At 40.9% G+C, this 19,639-nt stretch carries 21 protein-coding genes; 13 read left to right on the top strand and 8 right to left on the bottom strand.

Features of this window, described 5'->3' with window-relative positions:
• Nucleotides 1–28: 28 nt before the first annotated feature.
• From gyrA to ACFFGT_RS27225, 7 genes are all read left to right on the top strand, one after another.
• On the top strand, nucleotides 29–2,620 hold the full coding sequence (gyrA, locus tag ACFFGT_RS27255; RefSeq protein WP_377025672.1) for a DNA gyrase subunit A: 2,592 nt from the start codon (nucleotides 29–31) through the stop codon (nucleotides 2,618–2,620).
• A 5-nt stretch (nucleotides 2,621–2,625) separates the two neighbouring features.
• On the top strand, nucleotides 2,626–3,744 hold the full coding sequence (locus ACFFGT_RS27250) for a tetratricopeptide repeat protein (RefSeq protein ID WP_377025671.1): 1,119 nt from the start codon (nucleotides 2,626–2,628) through the stop codon (nucleotides 3,742–3,744).
• A gap of 5 nt (nucleotides 3,745–3,749) precedes the next feature.
• Complete coding sequence (locus tag ACFFGT_RS27245) at nucleotides 3,750–5,012, top strand: tetratricopeptide repeat protein (protein WP_377025670.1); 1,263 nt, start codon at nucleotides 3,750–3,752, stop codon at nucleotides 5,010–5,012.
• A 513-nt stretch (nucleotides 5,013–5,525) separates the two neighbouring features.
• On the top strand, nucleotides 5,526–6,386 hold the full coding sequence (locus ACFFGT_RS27240; protein WP_377025669.1) for a glycosyltransferase family 2 protein: 861 nt from the start codon (nucleotides 5,526–5,528) through the stop codon (nucleotides 6,384–6,386).
• A 179-nt stretch (nucleotides 6,387–6,565) separates the two neighbouring features.
• Nucleotides 6,566–7,654 (top strand): GNAT family N-acetyltransferase, encoded by a 1,089-nt coding sequence (locus ACFFGT_RS27235; RefSeq protein ID WP_377025668.1) that lies wholly within the window; start codon nucleotides 6,566–6,568, stop codon nucleotides 7,652–7,654.
• Between the two features lie 7 nt (nucleotides 7,655–7,661).
• Entirely contained in the window at nucleotides 7,662–8,465 is an 804-nt protein-coding gene (locus ACFFGT_RS27230; protein WP_377025667.1) for a phytanoyl-CoA dioxygenase family protein, read from the top strand.
• A 109-nt stretch (nucleotides 8,466–8,574) separates the two neighbouring features.
• Complete coding sequence (locus tag ACFFGT_RS27225; RefSeq protein WP_377025666.1) at nucleotides 8,575–9,369, top strand: SDR family NAD(P)-dependent oxidoreductase; 795 nt, start codon at nucleotides 8,575–8,577, stop codon at nucleotides 9,367–9,369.
• 75 nt (nucleotides 9,370–9,444) lie between these two features.
• Here the strand turns inward: ACFFGT_RS27225 and ACFFGT_RS27220 are convergent, their stop codons facing one another.
• Nucleotides 9,445–9,645: a hypothetical protein gene (locus ACFFGT_RS27220; RefSeq protein ID WP_377025665.1), complete on the bottom strand. Its 201-nt coding sequence runs from the start codon at nucleotides 9,643–9,645 to the stop codon at nucleotides 9,445–9,447.
• Between the two features lie 175 nt (nucleotides 9,646–9,820).
• On the opposite strand from ACFFGT_RS27220, the gene ACFFGT_RS27215 reads away from it, so the two are divergent.
• Genes ACFFGT_RS27215 through ACFFGT_RS27200 form a run of 4 tightly spaced genes read left to right on the top strand, consistent with a single transcriptional unit; the run spans nucleotide 9,821 to nucleotide 12,847 of the window.
• Entirely contained in the window at nucleotides 9,821–10,297 is a 477-nt protein-coding gene (locus tag ACFFGT_RS27215) for a DUF4442 domain-containing protein (protein ID WP_377025664.1), read from the top strand.
• Nucleotides 10,298–10,306: 9 nt separating this feature from the next.
• The gene (locus ACFFGT_RS27210; protein ID WP_377025663.1) at nucleotides 10,307–10,765 is read left to right on the top strand and encodes a GNAT family N-acetyltransferase; all 459 of its coding nucleotides are present in this window, start codon (nucleotides 10,307–10,309) and stop codon (nucleotides 10,763–10,765) included.
• Nucleotides 10,766–10,779: 14 nt separating this feature from the next.
• Nucleotides 10,780–11,412 (top strand): AlbA family DNA-binding domain-containing protein, encoded by a 633-nt coding sequence (locus ACFFGT_RS27205; RefSeq protein ID WP_377025662.1) that lies wholly within the window; start codon nucleotides 10,780–10,782, stop codon nucleotides 11,410–11,412.
• A gap of 52 nt (nucleotides 11,413–11,464) precedes the next feature.
• Complete coding sequence (locus tag ACFFGT_RS27200; RefSeq protein WP_377025661.1) at nucleotides 11,465–12,847, top strand: MATE family efflux transporter; 1,383 nt, start codon at nucleotides 11,465–11,467, stop codon at nucleotides 12,845–12,847.
• On the opposite strand, the gene ACFFGT_RS27195 is transcribed toward ACFFGT_RS27200, so the two are convergent.
• Genes ACFFGT_RS27195 through msrC form a run of 6 tightly spaced genes read right to left on the bottom strand, consistent with a single transcriptional unit; the run spans nucleotide 12,844 to nucleotide 17,649 of the window.
• Nucleotides 12,844–13,746, bottom strand: coding sequence for a histone deacetylase family protein (locus tag ACFFGT_RS27195; RefSeq protein WP_377025660.1), 903 nt, complete (start codon nucleotides 13,744–13,746; stop codon nucleotides 12,844–12,846). The genes ACFFGT_RS27200 and ACFFGT_RS27195 overlap by 4 nt on opposite strands.
• Nucleotides 13,747–13,750: 4 nt before the next feature.
• Nucleotides 13,751–14,605 (bottom strand): bestrophin family protein, encoded by an 855-nt coding sequence (locus ACFFGT_RS27190; protein ID WP_377025659.1) that lies wholly within the window; start codon nucleotides 14,603–14,605, stop codon nucleotides 13,751–13,753.
• A 12-nt stretch (nucleotides 14,606–14,617) separates the two neighbouring features.
• Nucleotides 14,618–15,901 (bottom strand): kynureninase, encoded by a 1,284-nt coding sequence (gene kynU / locus ACFFGT_RS27185; protein WP_377025658.1) that lies wholly within the window; start codon nucleotides 15,899–15,901, stop codon nucleotides 14,618–14,620.
• Between the two features lie 25 nt (nucleotides 15,902–15,926).
• The gene (locus ACFFGT_RS27180) at nucleotides 15,927–16,529 is read right to left on the bottom strand and encodes a DNA-3-methyladenine glycosylase (RefSeq protein WP_377025657.1); all 603 of its coding nucleotides are present in this window, start codon (nucleotides 16,527–16,529) and stop codon (nucleotides 15,927–15,929) included.
• Nucleotides 16,526–17,173, bottom strand: a complete 648-nt coding sequence (locus tag ACFFGT_RS27175; protein ID WP_377025656.1) for an alpha/beta hydrolase — start codon at nucleotides 17,171–17,173, stop codon at nucleotides 16,526–16,528. Before ACFFGT_RS27175 ends, ACFFGT_RS27180 begins: the two co-directional genes overlap by 4 nt.
• Nucleotides 17,173–17,649 carry a free L-methionine (R)-S-oxide reductase MsrC gene (gene msrC, locus ACFFGT_RS27170; RefSeq protein WP_377025655.1) on the bottom strand — a complete coding sequence of 159 codons (477 nt, stop codon included), beginning with the start codon at nucleotides 17,647–17,649 and terminating at the stop codon, nucleotides 17,173–17,175. The genes ACFFGT_RS27175 and msrC overlap by 1 nt, the downstream gene beginning before the upstream one ends.
• A 74-nt stretch (nucleotides 17,650–17,723) precedes the next feature.
• Between msrC and ACFFGT_RS27165 the strand changes: the two genes are divergently transcribed.
• Nucleotides 17,724–18,425 (top strand): DUF3291 domain-containing protein, encoded by a 702-nt coding sequence (locus ACFFGT_RS27165; protein WP_377025654.1) that lies wholly within the window; start codon nucleotides 17,724–17,726, stop codon nucleotides 18,423–18,425.
• 9 nt (nucleotides 18,426–18,434) lie between these two features.
• Complete coding sequence (locus tag ACFFGT_RS27160; RefSeq protein WP_377025653.1) at nucleotides 18,435–18,683, top strand: hypothetical protein; 249 nt, start codon at nucleotides 18,435–18,437, stop codon at nucleotides 18,681–18,683.
• Between the two features lie 226 nt (nucleotides 18,684–18,909).
• Here the strand turns inward: ACFFGT_RS27160 and ACFFGT_RS27155 are convergent, their stop codons facing one another.
• Nucleotides 18,910–19,623 (bottom strand): Dph6-related ATP pyrophosphatase, encoded by a 714-nt coding sequence (locus ACFFGT_RS27155; protein ID WP_377025652.1) that lies wholly within the window; start codon nucleotides 19,621–19,623, stop codon nucleotides 18,910–18,912.
• Between the last annotated feature and the right edge of the window lie 16 nt (nucleotides 19,624–19,639).

Raw genomic sequence — 19,639 nt, 5'->3', positions numbered from 1 at the left:
TAAGAGAAGGTTCTACAAATAATTTAAAATGGCTGAAGGAACAGAAAACGATAATTCACACGCAGAAGACAGGATAATTTCGATAAATATTGATGAGGAAATGCGATCGGCGTACATTGACTATTCAATGTCGGTGATTGTTTCCAGGGCGCTGCCCGATGTCCGCGATGGACTGAAACCGGTACACAGGCGTGTGCTTTACGGTATGCTTGACCTGGGTTTAACAAATAACAAGCCCTATAAAAAATCTGCCCGTATTGTGGGTGAGGTAATGGGTAAGTATCACCCTCACGGTGATAAATCGGTATATGATACTATGGTACGTATGGCCCAGGAGTGGAGCTTACGCTACCTGCTGGTTGAGGGCCAGGGTAACTACGGTTCTGTTGATGGTGACGAGCCGGCGGCAATGCGTTATACAGAAGCACGCTTGCAAAAGCTTGCCGAGGAGATGCTTGCCGATATCAACAAAGACACCATTGATTTTCAATTAAACTTTGACGACTCGCTGCAGGAACCAACCGTACTGCCATCCAAATTCCCTAACCTGCTGGTTAACGGGGCTTCGGGTATTGCGGTAGGTATGGCTACCAATATGGCGCCGCACAATCTTTCGGAAGTGATTGACGCTACTATGGCATTAATTGATAACCGTCAGATAGAGGTTGGCGAGTTAATGAAATATGTAAAAGGCCCCGATTTCCCTACCGGCGGTATCATTTACGGTTATGATGGCCCGCGCGAAGCACTGGAAACAGGTCGCGGCAGGGTGGTGATCCGCGCCCGTGCCGAAATTGAAACATACAACGGCGAACGTGAACGCATCATTGTAAGTGAAATACCTTACCAGGTAAACAAAGCTTTGATGATTGAGCGTACTGCCGAACTGGTTAACGAAAAGAAACTGGAAGGTATCTCGGCCATTCGCGACGAATCGAGCCGTGAAGGGATCCGCGTAGTGTACGAAATCAAACGTGATGCTAATGCAGCTATCGTATTAAACAACCTGTTTAAATATACAGCACTTCAAACCTCATTTAGTGTAAACAACATCGCGCTGGTTAATGGCCGTCCAATGCTGCTTAACCTGAGGGATTTGATTCATCACTTTGTTGAGCACCGCCACGAAGTTGTTGTACGCCGTACCAAATTTGAGCTTAACGAAGCTGAAAAACGTGCGCACATTCTTGAGGGCTTATTGATAGCTTTGGATCATCTTGATGAGGTTATCCGCCTGATCCGTGCTTCACAAACCCCGGATGAAGCAAGAGAAGGCTTGATGACCAGCTTTGGTTTAACAGATATCCAGGCGCGTGCTATTCTTGACATGACCTTAAGGAGGTTAACAGGACTTGAACGTGATAAGATTAAAGACGAATATGCCGCTTTAATGCAACTCATTGAACATTTAAAAAGCATCCTGAGCGACGAAGGCTTAAGAATGCAGATCATCAAAGATGAGTTACTTGAAGTTAAGGAAAAATATGGTGATGAGCGCCGCACAGAAATGGTTCACTCATCTGCCGAAATGCAAACTGAGGACTTTATTGAGGACGAGGACGTAGTAATTACAATTTCACGCGAAGGCTATATCAAACGTACCCCGCTTACCGAATACCGCAGGCAGAGCAGGGGAGGTAAAGGTGCCATCGGCAGCAACAGCCGTGATGAGGATTTCATTGAGCACCTGCTTATTGCCTCAAATCACAACTACATGTTGTTCTTTACCGAATCGGGACAATGTTTCTGGCTCAGGGTATTTGAAATACCGGAAGGTACCCGTACCTCAAAAGGGCGTGCCATCCAGAATATCATTAATATCCCTAAAGAAGAAAACATCAAGGCTTATATTAAACTGATCTCGCTTAAAGATCAAAACTACCTTGAGAATAATTTTATCATTATGTGTACCAAAAAAGGTACCATCAAGAAAACCTCATTGGAGGCTTATTCACGTCCGCGTTCAAACGGTATCAATGCCATCAACATTAACGAAGGCGATTCATTACTTGAAGCAAGCTTAACCAGCGGCAGCAGCGAGATTGTGATGGCCCTTAAATCAGGTCGCGCTATCCGTTTCAATGAGTCAACAGTTAGGCCGATGGGACGTACCGCTACCGGTGTTCGTGGTATCACCCTCGACGATGAAAATGATGAGGTAGTTGGCATGATAGCTATTGATGATGCTGAAACAACCGTATTGGTAGTATCAGAAAAAGGATACGGTAAACGTACCGATATTGAAGACTATCGTGTCACAAACCGTGGTGGTAAAGGTGTAAAAACACTAAATATTACTGAAAAAACCGGAAACCTTGTTGCCATAAAAGGTGTTACAGATAAAGAAGACTTGATGATCATTAATAAATCAGGTATCATAATCCGTATTGCAATAAGTGAATTAAGGGTAATGGGCCGTGCTACACAAGGTGTAAGGCTTATCACACTTAAAAATAACGACGAAATTGCATCAGTAGCCAAAATTGAGCATGATGAGGATGCAGAAGTAAAAGAAGGAGATGAAAATGCCGAAGGCACTGAAACTACCACCGAAAATACAGGTGACAGTGATACAGCTGAAAATGGCGCAGAACCATCAACTGACGATACAACAGAATAATAAATATGCACTACCGCAAGATCATTTTATCGGTTTTAATTACAAGCTTTACTACAACCTTTGCCTTCGCACAAAAAGAAGCGCTTAAGGTTGTAGTAAATAACCTGGCTTTTTATAAACAGAAAAACGACCTGAAGTATTTGGCAGCAGCCAAAAAATCTGCAGATAGTTTAATTATTACAAAGTCGGATACGGCTGATATTGAAAAGAACCTATACAGGGCTATTGTAAACTCAAGTATCCTGTATATCGACTCTTTGAACAAACTTGGCATGCCTGCAGATATGCTCGACAAAACAACCAAACTGGTTGACAGGCTATCGGGCATGAGCAAAATTTTCAAATACCAGTCCGAATTGGATTATACCAAGCGCTGCCTGGCAAATGTGTATATCCGTAAGGGTTTTGAATCAGTAAATAATTCGGATTTCGCCAATGCCAAAACTTTTTTTGAAAGTGCGAAGAAGTATGCACCGGAGATGGGCCAGATCAATACTTATATTGCTTTCGCAAATAACAAAGCCGGTAACTTGCAGGATGCTGCCAGATATTACAGTACCATGCTCCAGGTTGACAGTGCCCGTACTGAATATATTGAAACAGCGTCAAATATCTACAAATCATTAGGGGATACTACCAGGGCTTTGCAGATCCTTCAAAAGGGGAGGAAGATTTTGCCTAATGACAGGTTTTTACTGCTTGATGAAGCCAATATCTACAACAACAAGAAAAATTATAAGGCCTTAGAGCCCTTAATTGGCCCCTTGCTTGATATTAATGCAAATAACGCCGATATTGCATTTGTTGCAGCTAATTGTTACGATCATTTAGATAAATTTGACCAGGCAGAATCTCTTTACTTACATGCCATTGAACTAAGCGGAACATATTTTGATCCGGTATTTAATTTAGGGCTATTATATTTAAAACAAAGTACAGCTGCAAAAGGGGAGAAGAGCACCCAGGACCTTGGAAGGGCTATACAATGGCTTGAAAAGGCCAATGAAATTTCACCAAACAATGTGAATAGCTTGCAGGCTTTACAGCTGGCATACGCAAAAACCAATAACCAGGATCAGTTAGACAGAATAAACAATAAACTAAAACAGTTAACCAATCAATAATAATCATGAAAATCAAACTTTTGATGGCGGGCCTGTTAGGCTTGGTTTCAGCAACAGCTTTTGCACAAAAAGGGGAGTTAAATACAGCAAAAGAAGAATATGAAAAATATTCAGGCTTAAGGGGACAGCCGGCAATGGCATCAATGGCGGGCAAAAGTCTTACTACTGCAAAAGAGTCGATAGACAAAGCTGCGGCCAATGAAAAAACTGCCGCTTTACCGCTTACCTACGCTGTAAAAGGTTCAATTTATTCAGCGTTAGCTGTTCAGGACACTGTACCTGCAACTTCGTTGCCATTGTTTACCACTGCCGATGAAGCTTTGAGAAAAGCTAAAGAAGTTGATACCAAAGGCGAAAACAAAAAAATGATTGATGAGGCATACTTAAACTTAGCCCAATATCAGTTAACTAAAGGCGTAAAAGAATATTCTGCCGGTAAATATGACCTGGCTTACAAATCATTTGATTTTTACCGCACCGTATTGCCTGAAGATACCAACGCTATTTATTACACAGGCCTTGCAGCTGCAAACGGAAAAAACTATCCGGCTGCAATATCTAACTACAGCAAACTGGTAACTACAAAATATTCAAAAAATGCTGGTGTTTACCTTGATCTTTCATCATTGTATCTTGCAAGCAAGGATACAGCAGGCGCGCTTAAAACCGTTTCTGAAGGTGTAACCAAATATCCTGCAAACAGTGAGTTACGCAAACGTGAAATAGAAATCAGCTTACAAACCGGAAAAGAAAAAGAAGTTAGCGATAAGATCCAGGCGGCCTTAGCCAATGATCCTAAAAACAAAACTTTATATTACTACGCTGGCTTAACTTATTCACAAACAGCAGATAATTACGCAAAAGAAGCTGGCGCTACTAAAGATGCCGCTGCAAAAGCAAAGTTACAGGCATCAAAAGCGGAAGCTTACGTGAAAGCCGGAGAAATGTATAAAAAAGCTTTAGAAATTGACCCTAACTATTTTGAAGCTAATTTAAATTACGGCTATGTAATTTTAAACCCAGCCATTGATGCTTACAATGCTGCTAATAAACTACCGGCCAACAAACAAAAAGAATATGATGCTGCTATAGCCAAAGCTAAGGCACAGTTTGAACAAGCTAAACCATACTTACTGAAAGCGGCAGAACTTCAACCAAAATCAATTGATGCGCTGCAAAACTTGAGGACTTACTATTTAGGTGTTAAAGATGATGCAAACGCTGCAAAATTAAAAGCTCAGATTGATGCTTTACCAGCAAACCAATAATCAATCAGATAAAAAATAAAAAAGAGGGGCCTTGAAAAAAGGCCTTTCTTTTAAATCCGTTATTTAACATAATGTTAATTATGAGAATTGTTTTGAGAAATAAATTTACGCTGTTGTTATTCAATTTTTAATTAAAATCCATAACTGATTGCACGGGTATACACCAAATATTTACAGGCATTCACATGTGTGTAAAGTATTTGAAAAGTACTTTACAATTTCAGAGCCAATAAAGTGGCGCTGGCTGCTATTGGATGCGAATTAAATATATTTGACATAGCAAAAATGCTGTATTATAGCCGACTCGTAATTATTGATTTTTTGATCGAAACCCAGTTGCATTAAAAGCTATTTGACACAATAGACTTTTCGATTAAATAGATAAAATGTGAGTCATATGGCGAAGCATTGTGCCGTATTCAATGTATTCCTGTAAGTATCCATATCACATTTGAATACAATCTGCATCAAGAAACCAATTTATAATAAGCCACAATAATTTTTAATTTTTTTATGATAACAGACCAGGATTTGATGGTTAGTGTTTGCTGCACTACTTACAACCATAAAGAATTTATCGGCCAGGCCATTGAGAGTTTTTTGATGCAGGAAACCAGTTTTCGATATGAAATTGTTATTGGTGATGATTGCTCAACCGATGGCACTACTGAAATATTGAGGTCATACAAAGAAAAATACCCTGATAAAATAAAATTGATTTTACCCGAAAAAAATCGTGGCGCCCACCTTAATACCATTAACACTTTAAACGCATGCGAAGGAAAATATATTGCCCTTTGCGATGGAGACGACTATTGGACAAATCCACAAAAGCTGCAGAAACAAGTCGATTTTTTGGAAAATAACCCGGAGTATATTATTTGCTGCCATTATACACGGGTAATTGACATCCATAACAATACCTTGAATATGGAGGCTAATCCGGTGCCTCTGGAGTATACCTACCATGACCTGTTAGTAGGCCGACAGGTAGAAACTAAAACAGCTACTCTTGTTTATCATAATATCCCTGAAGTGCATGAGCTGTTTCAAAAGTCTTGGTATCCAAACTGTTATGCAGCTGATAAGTTTTTTAAGCTTTTTGCTACATTCAACACCGGCCGAAAAATATACGTGATGCCTGAAGTGATGAGCTGTTATCGTAATCACGCAGGAGGTATTTGGAGCATGATAAGGAATGAAGCACGTATGGAAATGGTTATCAGCGATTTTAACCTGATCATCAGGCGGTTTACTTATCGCGGAATGCAAAAAAAAATGCTTTTGCTGTTATACATTAAAAGATATATCCTATTTGAATTGCGCAGGTCTCGGCTACGCAAAGCTTTTGATACTGTAAAATACCTGCTTTAATCAATTCATAGTTTAACTTTTCCGGTAAACAATCAATTTGCGCCCGATCTCAGCGCCGGAATAAACTTTTTCTTTTTTTAGCCCTAAACTGTCAGACACCCCTGGCTGCTTTGAACAAACCTGCCCTCCCCCAGGGTACTATAATTAATAACAATCACACACAATTAAAAATCTACCCCATGGACTACCAAAATCTCACCATTCGTAATAGAGAAGACTGGGACGAATATATAAGCCTGTCATATGCACACGAAGGATTTCACACCTGGTATTATCACTCCTTAAATACTGAAGGCGAACCGCTCCTGTTTGTTTATAAAGAAAAAGAAATCTTCGTAGCACTACCGGTGATCAAAAGAAAGATCGAAGGCTCAGAATATTTCGATATGACCTGTGTGTATGGTTATTCCGGGCCTGTATCCAATGTTAAACTCACCGATCTGCCAAACACAACAATCGCTCAATTTAAAGCTGCATTCAAAGCTTTCATGAAAGAAGAATCGTCCATTTGCATCTTTTCAAGATTGCATCCGTTTCTTGATCAGTATCATTTACTGGAAAACATTGGCGGTATTAAAGATAACGGAACAACATTGTATGTCGACCTCTCGATACCTGTAGATGATCAACGGAACAGGTATGATAAAAGACTTGGCCGCCAGATAAGAAGCCTGCGAAAAATGGGGTATGTTATCAAGGAGGCAGATTGCATTCAGGAAATTGAAGATTTCGCGGAAATGTATTATAAAAACATGGATCGGTTGAATGCTTCGCCCAACTATTATTTTGATGTTCAGCATTTCATCAATCTTCTTAATGAAGAGTACATGAAAAACAAACTCGTTTTAATTTACGACGGCCCTAAGCTTATGTGCGGAGCGCTCATTTTACTATCTGATGATATCGTCAGAAATCATCTTTCGGCTACATCGCCCGATTATCTGAATATCTCCCCAAGTAAATTATTAACAGACGAAATAAGCATAATTGGCAGAAGGTTAGGAAAAAAGATATTTCACCTTGGAGGGGGCGTTGGCGGAAAGGAAGATTCTCTTTTTAATTTCAAAAAACTCTTCTCAAACCTACAGGTAAAAGACAGGATCTGGTGTTATGTAAATGATGAACCCGCTTATAATGATCTTGTTTTAAGATCGGGCATAAAAACCGATGCGGAAGTTAAATTCTTTCCATTATACCGTCAGCCTCAAAAAAAAACGCAACCAACTACCTCTGAAACCGAAACCCCTGCAATCGCGAACCTTAATTAATTATAAAATGGAAAATAAATTTAACTATTCAGATGCTGACCTTGTACATTTTGACCAGGTAATGGACAAATATGGATGGATTATATATGAAGATGCCCTGGATGACGCCTTCATCGATGAAATAACAGATTCATTGGTACCTGCATACGATGTCAGGCGTAAAATCCAAATTGCCAATGGTATAGGCGACAACATGAACGGAACCTTACACCATCTTGTTGAGCGGGAATGGTTTTCATTAAAATTCCTTGAACGGAAATATTGCGCAGACCAGATAACGCATTTTTTAAAAGGGAATTACATTATAAATTCATTAGGGGCGGTCATTAATTTAAGAGACGAAAAACCTTATGTTCAGAATATACACAGGGATATAAGAAGCTTTACCGGTGATTTTAAAATAATGATCCAGATGATGATCGTATTAGATGATTTTACTGCCGAAAATGGATCAACTTATTTCTTGTCCGGATCGCATAAAGGCGATGAAAAACCCGAAAGCGATTTCTTTTACAAAAATGCAGATCGTGCCAATGCAAAAAGAGGCAGCATTATTTTGTTCGATTCCAATTTATGGCATGCAGCCGGTAAAAATTATACCGACGGAAAAAGACGAACATTAACCATGGCTTTTACCCGGCCTTTCTTCAAACAGCAACTTGATTATCCGAGATTTTTAGGTTACGAATTTGGCGAAGGATTAAGCGATGACCTAAGGCAGATTCTGGGATATAAATCCCGTGTACCTGAAAATTTAAATGAATATTATCAACCGGTTGAAAAAAGAATGTATCAGCCAGGTCAGGGTTAAATTCAAATCTCAGCATCAATTGTCAAGGTTGTTTAATCTTTTGATTTTAATATCTGCTAAAAGCTAACATCGGTGTTACACTTGTGTTATTAAAGCAAAAAATAAAATCATGGATCTTAAACTTAACGATAAAACAGCACTGGTAAGCGGATCAACAGCCGGTATTGGTTATGCAATTGCAAAATCATTAGCTAATGAAGGTGCTACAGTATATGTAAATGGCCGTAACCAAACCAAGGTTGACGAAGTTGTAAAAAAACTGATTGCAGAAACCGGTAATAATAAAATCAAAGGTATTGCTGCAGATTTTTCAGATATACAACAGATTGACGCATTGATTAACCAATTACCCGAAGTTGATATCCTGGTAAACAATGTTGGTATTTTTGAGCCCAAACCATTTGCTGCAATTACTGATGCCGACTGGATGAAATTTTTTGAAGTTAACGTTTTAAGCGGAGTGCGCTTATCGCGGGCTTATTTCGACAGGATGATCAGTAAAAACTGGGGCCGCATTATTTTTATTTCCAGCGAATCGGCTTATCAGATCCCTGAAGAAATGATCCATTACGGAACAACCAAAACTGCCCAAATCGCAGTTGCACGTGGTTTAGCTGAGCTTACTAAAAACACAGGCGTTACTGTTAATACCGTTTTACCAGGCCCAACTTTATCTGAAGGTGTTGGCGATTTTATAGAGGCTTTGGCAAAAGACCAGGGCTTAAGTAACGCTGAAATAGAAAAGGAATTTTTTACCAATATGCGTGGTACTTCATTAATAAAACGCTTTATTACAACAGATGAAATTGCCAATTTGGTTACCTATGTTGCAAGCCCATTATCGGCAGCAACAAATGGCGCCACTTTGCGGGCCGACGGCGGCGTTATAAAAACAGCGTTTTAAAACTTTAAAGAGAAATAAGCATAAAAAAACCCGACCGGTGAAATACCTGGCCGGGTTTTTTTATGCCTTACCAAATTACATTTTCTTGGTTGTGTCTTTTTTGGTAGTGTCGGTTTTAGTCGTGTCAGTAGCAGCAGGTGCCGGAGCACTTTGACTTGTTGAGTCCATTTTTGTACTGTCAGATCCGCCGCCGGCCTTTTTTTCCGAGCTGCAGCTTGTTGCAATTGCGCCGATCATTGCCGCGACAAGCGCGAAACTTAAAAATTGCTTTTTCATAGTTATTTGCTTTAGATTAAATTATCAATTTGTCTTGAACCATACTATAAACCCAGCTTTAAGCTTATTGTTTACAGCTTGCCTGGGGTTTTTCTATCTTTTTATTTTTAAACATAGGTTCATTTGATCCACATTTACTGCTCAGTATTTAATTTTTTTCTGATATTTAAGCGTTATGGTAGTATCCGAAGGATTATTAAAGTGGGTAATGCGCTTCTACCCTCCTCTCCTTTTCCAGCGTATCTGGGTAGTTAAGTTTAGCAAAGGCTATCGTGGTGTTGAAGTGAGGATCAGGAAAAGCTTCCTTAATAAAAACTATAATAACACAATTTTTGGCGGTACAATTTTTTCGGCTGCCGATCCTTTTTATCCCTTACTGTTTCATCAAATATTTAGTCACAAGGGCTATAAACTAATGGTGTGGTCAAAATCGGCAACTATACGATACACAAAACCGGCTGCAGTAAATTTATCATTTAGCATTGAGCTGACTGACAGCGATATAGCACAGGCGGAACATATTTTAAATACGGAAGGTAAATTTATTCGCTCCTTCCCTATTGACATTTACAATAAAGATGGCGAAATATGCGTATCCCTCATGAATGAGGTTTATGTACGAAACTTAAACTTTATTGAAACTACTATATAACTTATACTGATGACTGTAATTATGAATGACGAGGTTTTTGAGAAAAAAGGCTTCATGATCTCAAACGATAAAAACCTGCTTAATGTTGATGTTATTTATGATTATCTTAATAACGAATCGTACTGGGCAAAAGGTATTCCGCGGCAAAAACTGGCTAAGGCCATTGAAAATTCCATGTGTTTTGGTATTTATTTTAATAATGAACAGGCGGGCTTTGCGCGTGTGGTTACCGATAGTGCTACGTTTGCCTATATCTGCGATGTATTTGTTTTGCCTGCTTATCGCGGCAAAAGCCTTTCCAAATGGCTGGTACAAACTATCCTGAAACATCCCGATCTGAAAGGTTTAAGAAGATGGTCATTAGCTACAAAAGATGCCCATAACTTGTACAGTCAATTCGGTTTTTCACCAATCGCCCGCCCGGAAACATGGATGGAGATCTTTACACCATATATTAAGCCCCAATAATTAATAAAAAGGCTATGAATAAAACAAATGTTAAGAAGCTGATTTTTGAAGGAGAAAGTGTAACGGTCGATTTTAAAAAAACGATAACCAGCTGCGAAAAAATAGCCCGTACAATGGTATCATTTGCCAACAACAAAGGTGGTAAATTACTTATTGGCGTAACTGACGACGGCACGATAAAAGGTGTAAAATCTGAAGACGAGGAACGGTACATGATTACCAAAGCGGCTCATCTTTTTTCGCGCCCAGCCCTTGAGCCTACATTTGAGGAGATTTATTTTGATGATAAATTAGTGCTGGTTGTTGATACCCCGGCAAGCGAACTGAAGCCACACTATGCACTTGCTGAGGATGGAAAATGGTGGGCTTATGTACGCGTGAAAGATAAGAGCGTACTGGCCAGTAAAATTGTACTGGAGGTTTTAAAGCGCTCATCAAATAGTGAGGGCGTACTGATTGAGTACTCTGACAGCGAAAAAACATTGCTTGGCCATCTTGAAACTGCTGGGCGAATCACCATAAAAGAGTGCAGCGAACTGCTTAAAGTTGGGCGCCGCCGTGCTCAGAATGTACTTGTAGATTTGATTTTGTCAGGCCTGATCAAGATCAACACAACCGAAAAGGAAGAATATTATACAGCCTGCTGACTTTTGTGTGTACCCAAATGGTTACTTTTGCGCTCCTGCAGCCTAAGTAACTATGAGAGCCGTTTACCAAAAATACAAACCTTATTATCTTGAAAGCCTTAAACTGGCTATCCCGGTAATTATATCAAACGTTGGGCATACGGCTGTTCAAATGTCTGATACCATTATTGTGGGGCACTTTGCCGGTACTGTTTCTTTGGCTGCTGTATCAACAGTAAACAGTCTTTTTATGGTTCCGCTGGTTATTGGCATGGGCATCTCCTATGGTTTAACACCACTTATCGCTCAAAACAATGGCCGTAAAAATCACAAAGAATGCGGGCTGTTATTATCCAATAGTTTATTCCTGAATATGCTGAGCGGGATTATCCTGTTTTGCGGAATTTACTTTGGCACCATGTTACTTATCGGCCATCTTGACCAATCGCCCGAGGTTGTTAAGGAAGCCAAACCTTATTTATTCCTGCTTAGCTTATCTCTTATCCCGCTGTTAATTTTCAATACGTTCAAGCAATTTGCGGAAGGCCTGGGCTTTACCAAACAAGCCATGATGATATCCATATGGGGTAATATTATCAACATTTGCCTGGGGATCATTTTTGTTAAAGGGTTGTTTGGTGTTCATCCCATGGGCATAAAAGGTGTAGGCTACAGCACACTTATCGACCGCTGTTTGATGGCCACGGTAATGGGAATATATGTTTTCAAGTCGAAAAATTTCAAAACGTATTTAACTGATTTTGCCATTAAAAATATCGACAGGATCCGCGGTATTCAGATCATGAAAATTGGGGCACCGGTGGCAATGCAATACACTTTTGAGATCAGTGCTTTTGGCGGTGCTGCTTTGTTAGTTGGCACTATTGGTGTGGTAGCCCAGGCCGCACACCAGGTAACTATAACCATGGCATCTATGACCTATATGATGGCCAGTGGCATTGGTGCGGCTGCAGCTATTAAATCGGGAAACTATTTTGGTGTGAGCGATCATCGTAATTTAAGGCTTGCAGCTATTTCCAACTACCACATTGTATTGCTGTTCATGAGCTTTACCGCAGTAGTATTTGCTTTAGGCAGGCACCTTTTACCATGGATAATTACTTCGGATAAAGATGTAATAGTGATTGCATCACAGCTACTTATCATAGCAGCATTCTTTCAGTTGTTTGATGGAGCGCAGGTTGTCGGGCTTGGCATACTAAGGGGCATGGGCGATGTAAACATTCCAACCGTAATTACTTTTTTAGCTTACTGGGTAATTGGATTGCCTATTGGCTATCTGCTTGGCATTAAATTTAACCTGGGTGTTTATGGTGTTTGGTACGGCCTTGTACTTGGTTTGGCAACCGCATCGGTACTTTTATTTGTACGTTTTAACCTTCTCAGCAAAAGCCACAAGATAAAGCCTGCAATACCGATAATAGCAAAAGATTAAAAGTAGACGTCGATAGCTGCTTTGAAGGTATTGCAATGCGCCTCAACAATATCTTTTATTTGCGGCGAATAGCCTCCTCCCATGCTCACCTGTACAGGGATATGATGTTTAAAGCATTGCTCAAAAATAAACAGGTCGCGGGTTTTGCATGCTTCTTTGCTTAAGGCCAGTTTACCTAATTTATCAGTAGCCAAAACGTCCACGCCCGAAAGGTAAAAGATAAACCCTGGTTTATGCTGTTCAATCAATCCCGGCAGTGTTGATTGAAGGATTTCAAGAAACTCGTCATCGCTTACGCCATCCTGTAAGGGGATATCCAAATCAGATCGTTCCTTTCTGTAGGGGAAATTATTAGCCCCATGCATGGAAAATGTAAATACCCTCGGTTCGTTTTCAAAGATCTCGGCAGTGCCGTTGCCCTGGTGTACATCTAAATCAACTATTAAGATAGCTTTAGTTAATTCACTATCTAATAAATAATTAGCTGCAATTGCCTGATCATTTAATAAACAAAAACCTTCGCCCCAATTACTGCCAGCGTGATGGGTGCCGCCAGCAACATTGAACGCAACCCCGCTCTCAAAAGCATACCGGCAGCCATCAATTGTACCTTTTGCAATTCGAATTTCCCGCTCTACCAATCGTGCGGATAAAGGGAAGCCTGTTCGCCGTTGTTCTTTTGGTGATAATGTCAGGTCGCGCAGCTGATGCCAGTAATTTTTATCGTGGGTACGGAGGATAATATCTTCGTCTAACAAGCCAGGCGAAAACAGGTTATCCTTACCTATCACACCTTCATGCAGTAGCTGGGCAGGGATCAACTCATATTTTAGCATCGGAAAGCGGTGGCCTTCGGGCAGCGGATGGGCATATATCGGATCGTAAGCTATCTTGAGCATGCTTCTATCCTATCAACTCCCCTACGTGTTTTTGGATATTTTCGCAGATACTATCCAAGGGCAAATCATTAGCGTCGCGACCAAAGGGATCCTCAATTTCCTCGGCTAATAACTCAATACTTGCAAAAACAAAAAGCACAAAAGCAATCACCGGGATGATAAAATACTTCAGATCAAAAGCCCAGGTAAACGGCAGGGTCATAATGTAAGTGAAGATGAACTTCTTGATAAATACATTGTATGAAAACGGGATCGGCGTTTTCTTTATGCGTTCACAAGCACCGCAAATATCTGTAAAAGAAGTAATTTCGGCAGTTATGCTAAACAATTGCTCCGGGTTAATAACCCCCTCTTTATTGAGCCTGTAAATGTTTTTGATCATTTCAGATGCCACCTGGTTGGGTACATGTTTTTGGGAATCAATGCTGATAAAAGACTGATCTTCGGGAACATATTCATCACGCAAGTGGTCTCTAAGCGTCCTTGCATAGCGGGGAATGGCATAATTGAAAAAAGCCAGCTCATCCTCACCAATCAGGTGCTTTAATTTAATGGCGAGGTTACGGCTGTTATTAACCAGGCTTCCCCAGATCTTACGCCCTTCCCACCAGCGGTCATAAGCCGAATTAATACGGAATGCCAGCAGCAACGAAAACACAAAACCTATGGTTTGATGAATGAAGATCACCTTTTTGAGGATGCTTGTATCAGGCAGGTGCCAAAAGTCGATCAGGAAATAAGTTACCACACCGGCATATGCGCCAACCGCAATCATAAGCGGAAAAAGCTCACGAAGGGTTTCGGCCTTGTTTATTTTAAAGATAAATGAAAACCACTCTTTAGGATTGTAATAAACCATATCACTGAAAATTTAAACGGCTTTTAATGCATCAGCCATTAGTTTGGCTGTTTTGTAAACATCCTCAAACGTATTATAAAGCGGTACAGGGCTCAGGCGGATCACATCCGGTTCGCGCCAATCACCTATAACTCCATTCTGTGCCAGGTAATTAAAAATGGCACGTGCATTTTGTTTACAAACCACCGAAAGCTGGCAGCCGCGGGCATTCGGATCGGCGGGTGTTATGATCTTGTAAGCCTCTTCGCCCAGCTCCTGATTGATCGCCTGAATTAAAAACTCCAAATAGCCCGTTAAACGAATGCTTTTTTGCCGGAGGGTATCTAACCCGCCCGCATCATCAAAAATAGCCATAGAGGCTTTAAATAAAGCGAGGAGCGGGATTGGACTTGTGCTTACCTGCCAGCCGGCAGCACCCATTTCAGGATCGAAGCCCGGGGCCATCAGGAATTGCTTATCCCGCCGGTATCCCCACCAACCGGCAAACCTGTTCAGTTCTTTATCGGTAAAATGCTTTTCATGTACAAAAATGCCGCTTATACCACCAGGTCCCGAGTTCATGTATTTGTACGAGCACCAGCAGGCAAAATCAGCGCCCCAATTATGCAATTGCAGGGGTACGTTTCCGGCAGCATGGGCCAGGTCAAAACCTGCATATGCCCCTGCTTCATGGGCAGCATTAGCTATTGCTTTCAGATCGAAGAATTGCCCGGTGTAATAATTTATCCCTCCAAACAGCACTAAAGCAAGTTCATTTTTATTTTTATCGATGGCATCGATGATATCTCCGGTGCGTAAAGTAGCCTCTCCCTCCCGCGGGAAAATCTCAATGATTGTCTCTTTCGGGTCAAGGTCATGGAACCTTACCTGGCTTTCCATCGCATACTGATCTGAAGGGAAAGCCCCTCCTTCCATGATTATTTTAAATCGCTTACTGCTTGGTTTATAGAAGCTTACCATCAGTAAATGAAGATTTACTGTAAGTGAGTTCATTACAGCCACCTCATTTTCCTGTGCCCCTACAATGCGGGCAATTGAGCTCTGAATTTGTTTATGATAATCAAGCCAGGGATCATCGCCCTGGAACCAGCCTTCAACCGCAAGGTTTTGCCAGGTGTTTAATTGATCGGCCAGGTATTGCTGCGCTGAAACAGGTTGCAACCCGAGTGAGTTCCCACAAAGGTAAACCGCATCTTCACCCTTATGCCGGGGGATTAAAAAACGGCTCCGGAAATTTTTTAACGGGTCCTGCTCATCCTGCTGCCGGGCAAATGTCAGATCATTTTGATAGTTCATTCGCCAATAATACAAAATTGACGGCTTATTTATTTGGCTTGCTTACGTAAATGTTCCCTTTTACGTAGAAGCGGTAAGGCAGCAAGGCATCTTCGGCTGCATAGGCCACACCTATCCGCGGACCGGCTTTTATCTCGTCATCTGAAAAGCGCAACCCTCGATCTTCAAGCCAGATACTATCACTTTGCAGGCTGAAAGCATTGATATTACGCGAAATTCCCAAAGCTTTAGCTACCGACCCAGGCCCTGAGGTAATATTGGGCTTAAGCACAGGCATATTGCGCCGCACTTGCATAGCCTCAATACCTTCGGTAGGTTGAATTGCCCTGATTAGGATAGCCTGCGGATGCCCTTCAACTGAAGTAACGATATTGAACATTTCATGAATGCCATAGCACAGGTAAACATAAGCAATACCGCCCTGCATAAACATGGTTTTAGTACGGGGCGTAATGCGGTTACCGAAAGCATGTGAAGCTTTATCTATAACGCCATTATAAGCCTCTGTTTCAACAATATAACCACCTGTAGTTATACCATCAATGCAGGTAAATAAATACTTGCCTAACAGGTCTTTACTGATACTTACAACGTCATTGCCCAGGTAATAGCTTTCAGGTAATTTCATTTTTTCAGGATCCCCTTCAATAATTTGTTGATTTCTTTTGCCTTGTCAAAGATCATAATATGTGTGCCGCCTTCAACAATGGTAGCACCTTTTATTCTTTTGTAATCAAACACAAGGTCTTTATCGCCGGTGATGTGGTAAAGGTTCGGCGGGATGATTTCGTTCTTCCAATGCAGGATGGCATACATAGCCCATTTCATAAATACAGGGGATGATTTTTTGAGCATATCACCAAATAACCATGCATCCTCCTGGCTCATGTGGCCAAACAGAGGCTTGACCATCGATCCCATCGAATTAAACACTTTACCGGGGATAAGTTTGTAAACAGGCAGCGCGCGGAAGAATTTAAAATATCCCGGTGCCTCATCGCTGGTTTTGATACTGGAGATCAGGATAACTTTTTCAACCGGGATAAACTTTGCCATTTCAACTGCAATGATCCCGCCTAAAGAATTACCAATAAGTACCGAATTTTGTTTGATATTGTATTGATCAATAAGCCTTTGTGCATAAGTAACTAAAGTGTCATTTGAATTGGGTTCAATCCAGTCGACAGTAATTACTTCATGTTCATTAAGGCTAATATTATTGTATACGCGGGTGTCGGCGCCAAGGCCGGCAATCAGATAAATCCTGCTCATTAAAAATTAATAAGCTTTACAATTTGCTCCAGATATTGTGCATCTGTTTCATTGAACTGATCAAGCAATTCGCTATCTACATCAAGTACGGCTACCACTTTGTCATCTTTAAACACAGGCACTACTATCTCCGACCGCGAAAGTGAGCTACAGGCAATATGGCCGGGAAATGCATCAACATCGGGTACAACTAATGTTTTAGCCTGTTGCCACGCGGCCCCGCAAACGCCTTTACCCAAGCCGATACGGGTACAGGCTACAGGGCCTTGAAATGGCCCTAAAACCAGTTCGTTTTCCTTCACGAGGTAAAACCCTACCCAAAACCATTTAAACTGCTCTTTTAAAGCCGCTGCTACATTGGCCATGTTGGCCACCAGGTCGGGTTCGCCGTAAAGTAAAGCTTCAATTTGGGGAATAAGCGTGGTATACTGTTCGGTTTTATCGGTTGATGCGGTAATTGTTAAATCCTCTGCCATGGTACAAAAGTAACAATGTGGTGTTGAAAGTAAATAAGACAAATATCATATTTAATCTTTTATTTAGCATTTGCATGATTGTTAGTCTCACTATAATCCGTTATCGAAAGCTGTTTATTCCTTTTGCTCTGCTGGCTATGGCCATCCATCGTCTGCCCCTGCTTGTGCAAAAAGGATGCAGCTTTTACAAGCTTCTCGGTTCGGGCAAAAACGGAACTTTTGATCTTGAACCCGACTGGCAGCAGTGGGGACTGCTTGCCTGCTGGGATACCCATGATGATTTTAACGCATTTTACAATCGGTCATTTGTATCCTCCTGGTGGAAGATCTTAGGTACTGAAAACTGGACTATACTTTGCCAGCCTCTGCAAAGCCACGGAAGCTGGGATGGCAAGGAGCCTTTCGGTAAGCCGGACGCAAGCGATATTAACGGCCCGGTTGTTGTACTTACCCGTGCCACTATCCGGTTTAGCAGGTTAAAGAATTTTTGGGCTAATGTTGATACCGTTGCGCATCTGATGGCATCCGCCCCAGGGTATATAAATTCCTTTGGCATTGGCGAAGCGCCGGTTTACAGGCAGGCAACGTTTTCTGTTTGGGAAAGCCTCGGCCATGTGAAAGACTTTGCATATAAAAGCCCCGAACATGCCGAAGTAATAAAAAAGACAAGAAGTGAGGGTTGGTATAGTGAAGAGCTCTTTGCCCGGTTTAAACCGGTTGCCAGCTTTGGTACAATCAATGGAAAAGACCCGTTAGATGGTTTATTGAATAAATAAAAAAAAGACATGAGAATTGTTGCAGAACTCCCGCACCCGGATTTTAAAATCTCTATCCTGAATATGAATAATAAATTCATTGTAAAGATGGAGCAGGGCTCCCTTGAGCAAAGTTTCAAGATCCCTGAAATGGATTTAACAGATGGCGTTAACAGTGTTTTTGAATTGCTTGATGAAGAATTTTTAAAGAAAGCAGCAGCCCGGTTTAATGACATGCGCACAGATTATAAAGACGCATATTTTAGATATAATTATTAAGGCAAGTGTTGTAAATGTATTGAAAATAAGGTAGTTGTATTTAAATAAAATCTTAAACAGAATTTAATTTGGTTATTAATTGATTGAAAGTACAATTCACGCCTTCTTTTTTAATATATCTAAATTTAAAGTTGAACTAATTTGATTTAATTTATTGATAATTAGTGTATTTATATTTTATAACAAAATTTAATTCTGCGCTTGATTTGGCAAAATAAATGGGCACTTAAGCCAATACAAGGTCGCAATACCAAAAACCGGAGGGTTTTAAGTCGGCAGCAGAAACGCAGGAATCATCGGCATTTTTTGGCGCGGCATATTCTTTATAAATCTTAACGCCGGTTTTATATTTTATTGGATGGGTAAATATTGGCCCCTTAAAAGTGAAGGTATGAAACTCCCCGTTTTCGCCGCATACATCAACATCATCGGGCAAAGCGTCAATCAGTTCCCGGCTGATTTCCTTACCCACTATCCGCTCTAATCGTTGCTGTGTACAGGCTATTACTGTCCCGAAACCGAGGTTTAAAAACTCATTGATCAGTTCGGTTGTGTCCCTTTTCCATAAAGGGTAAATACCTTTAAGTCCTACTTCGCTTAACCGCATGTCGCGGTAATCTTTAAGGTCCTGTAAAAATATATCGCCAAAAATTGAATGGGTTATGCCTTCATTTTTGAATTTGGTTAGGTGATAGCTCATCACATCATCATATTCTTTCATGCCAGGCATTTCGGGCAGGCGGATCTGGTACAAAGGAATGCCGATAGCTTCTGCCTGTTTGATCAGGAGCTCCGTTCTTACACCGTGCATCGAAATTCTGTCGGCCGCATCATTAATGGTGGTTACAAGATAAACGATCTCCAAATCCGGATTTTGCAGACAATGATATAGGGCGAGAGCACTATCTTTACCACCGCTCCAGTTGAAAATGCATTTCATAGTTAATTATTGAATT

The organism is Mucilaginibacter angelicae, assembly GCF_042434235.1.
In the GTDB taxonomy this organism is placed as follows: domain Bacteria; phylum Bacteroidota; class Bacteroidia; order Sphingobacteriales; family Sphingobacteriaceae; genus Mucilaginibacter; species Mucilaginibacter angelicae.
Note: the sequence above shows the minus strand (reverse complement) of the source record. Positions and strands in the feature narration are given on the sequence as shown.

Bases quoted from the DNA above. Each gene is read 5' to 3' on its own strand.
- gyrA (WP_377025672.1), top strand. From the start codon at position 29: ATGGCTGAAGGAACAGAAAACGATAATTCACACGCAGAAGACAGGATA.
- ACFFGT_RS27250 (WP_377025671.1), top strand. From the start codon at position 2,626: ATGCACTACCGCAAGATCATTTTATCGGTTTTAATTACAAGCTTTACT.
- ACFFGT_RS27245 (WP_377025670.1), top strand. From the start codon at position 3,750: ATGAAAATCAAACTTTTGATGGCGGGCCTGTTAGGCTTGGTTTCAGCA.
- ACFFGT_RS27240 (WP_377025669.1), top strand. From the start codon at position 5,526: ATGATAACAGACCAGGATTTGATGGTTAGTGTTTGCTGCACTACTTAC.
- ACFFGT_RS27235 (WP_377025668.1), top strand. From the start codon at position 6,566: ATGGACTACCAAAATCTCACCATTCGTAATAGAGAAGACTGGGACGAA.
- ACFFGT_RS27230 (WP_377025667.1), top strand. From the start codon at position 7,662: ATGGAAAATAAATTTAACTATTCAGATGCTGACCTTGTACATTTTGAC.
- ACFFGT_RS27225 (WP_377025666.1), top strand. From the start codon at position 8,575: ATGGATCTTAAACTTAACGATAAAACAGCACTGGTAAGCGGATCAACA.
- ACFFGT_RS27220 (WP_377025665.1), bottom strand. From the start codon at position 9,645: ATGAAAAAGCAATTTTTAAGTTTCGCGCTTGTCGCGGCAATGATCGGC.
- ACFFGT_RS27215 (WP_377025664.1), top strand. From the start codon at position 9,821: ATGGTAGTATCCGAAGGATTATTAAAGTGGGTAATGCGCTTCTACCCT.
- ACFFGT_RS27210 (WP_377025663.1), top strand. From the start codon at position 10,307: ATGACTGTAATTATGAATGACGAGGTTTTTGAGAAAAAAGGCTTCATG.
- ACFFGT_RS27205 (WP_377025662.1), top strand. From the start codon at position 10,780: ATGAATAAAACAAATGTTAAGAAGCTGATTTTTGAAGGAGAAAGTGTA.
- ACFFGT_RS27200 (WP_377025661.1), top strand. From the start codon at position 11,465: ATGAGAGCCGTTTACCAAAAATACAAACCTTATTATCTTGAAAGCCTT.
- ACFFGT_RS27195 (WP_377025660.1), bottom strand. From the start codon at position 13,746: ATGCTCAAGATAGCTTACGATCCGATATATGCCCATCCGCTGCCCGAA.
- ACFFGT_RS27190 (WP_377025659.1), bottom strand. From the start codon at position 14,605: ATGGTTTATTACAATCCTAAAGAGTGGTTTTCATTTATCTTTAAAATA.
- kynU (WP_377025658.1), bottom strand. From the start codon at position 15,901: ATGAACTATCAAAATGATCTGACATTTGCCCGGCAGCAGGATGAGCAG.
- ACFFGT_RS27180 (WP_377025657.1), bottom strand. From the start codon at position 16,529: ATGAAATTACCTGAAAGCTATTACCTGGGCAATGACGTTGTAAGTATC.
- ACFFGT_RS27175 (WP_377025656.1), bottom strand. From the start codon at position 17,173: ATGAGCAGGATTTATCTGATTGCCGGCCTTGGCGCCGACACCCGCGTA.
- msrC (WP_377025655.1), bottom strand. From the start codon at position 17,649: ATGGCAGAGGATTTAACAATTACCGCATCAACCGATAAAACCGAACAG.
- ACFFGT_RS27165 (WP_377025654.1), top strand. From the start codon at position 17,724: ATGATTGTTAGTCTCACTATAATCCGTTATCGAAAGCTGTTTATTCCT.
- ACFFGT_RS27160 (WP_377025653.1), top strand. From the start codon at position 18,435: ATGAGAATTGTTGCAGAACTCCCGCACCCGGATTTTAAAATCTCTATC.
- ACFFGT_RS27155 (WP_377025652.1), bottom strand. From the start codon at position 19,623: ATGAAATGCATTTTCAACTGGAGCGGTGGTAAAGATAGTGCTCTCGCC.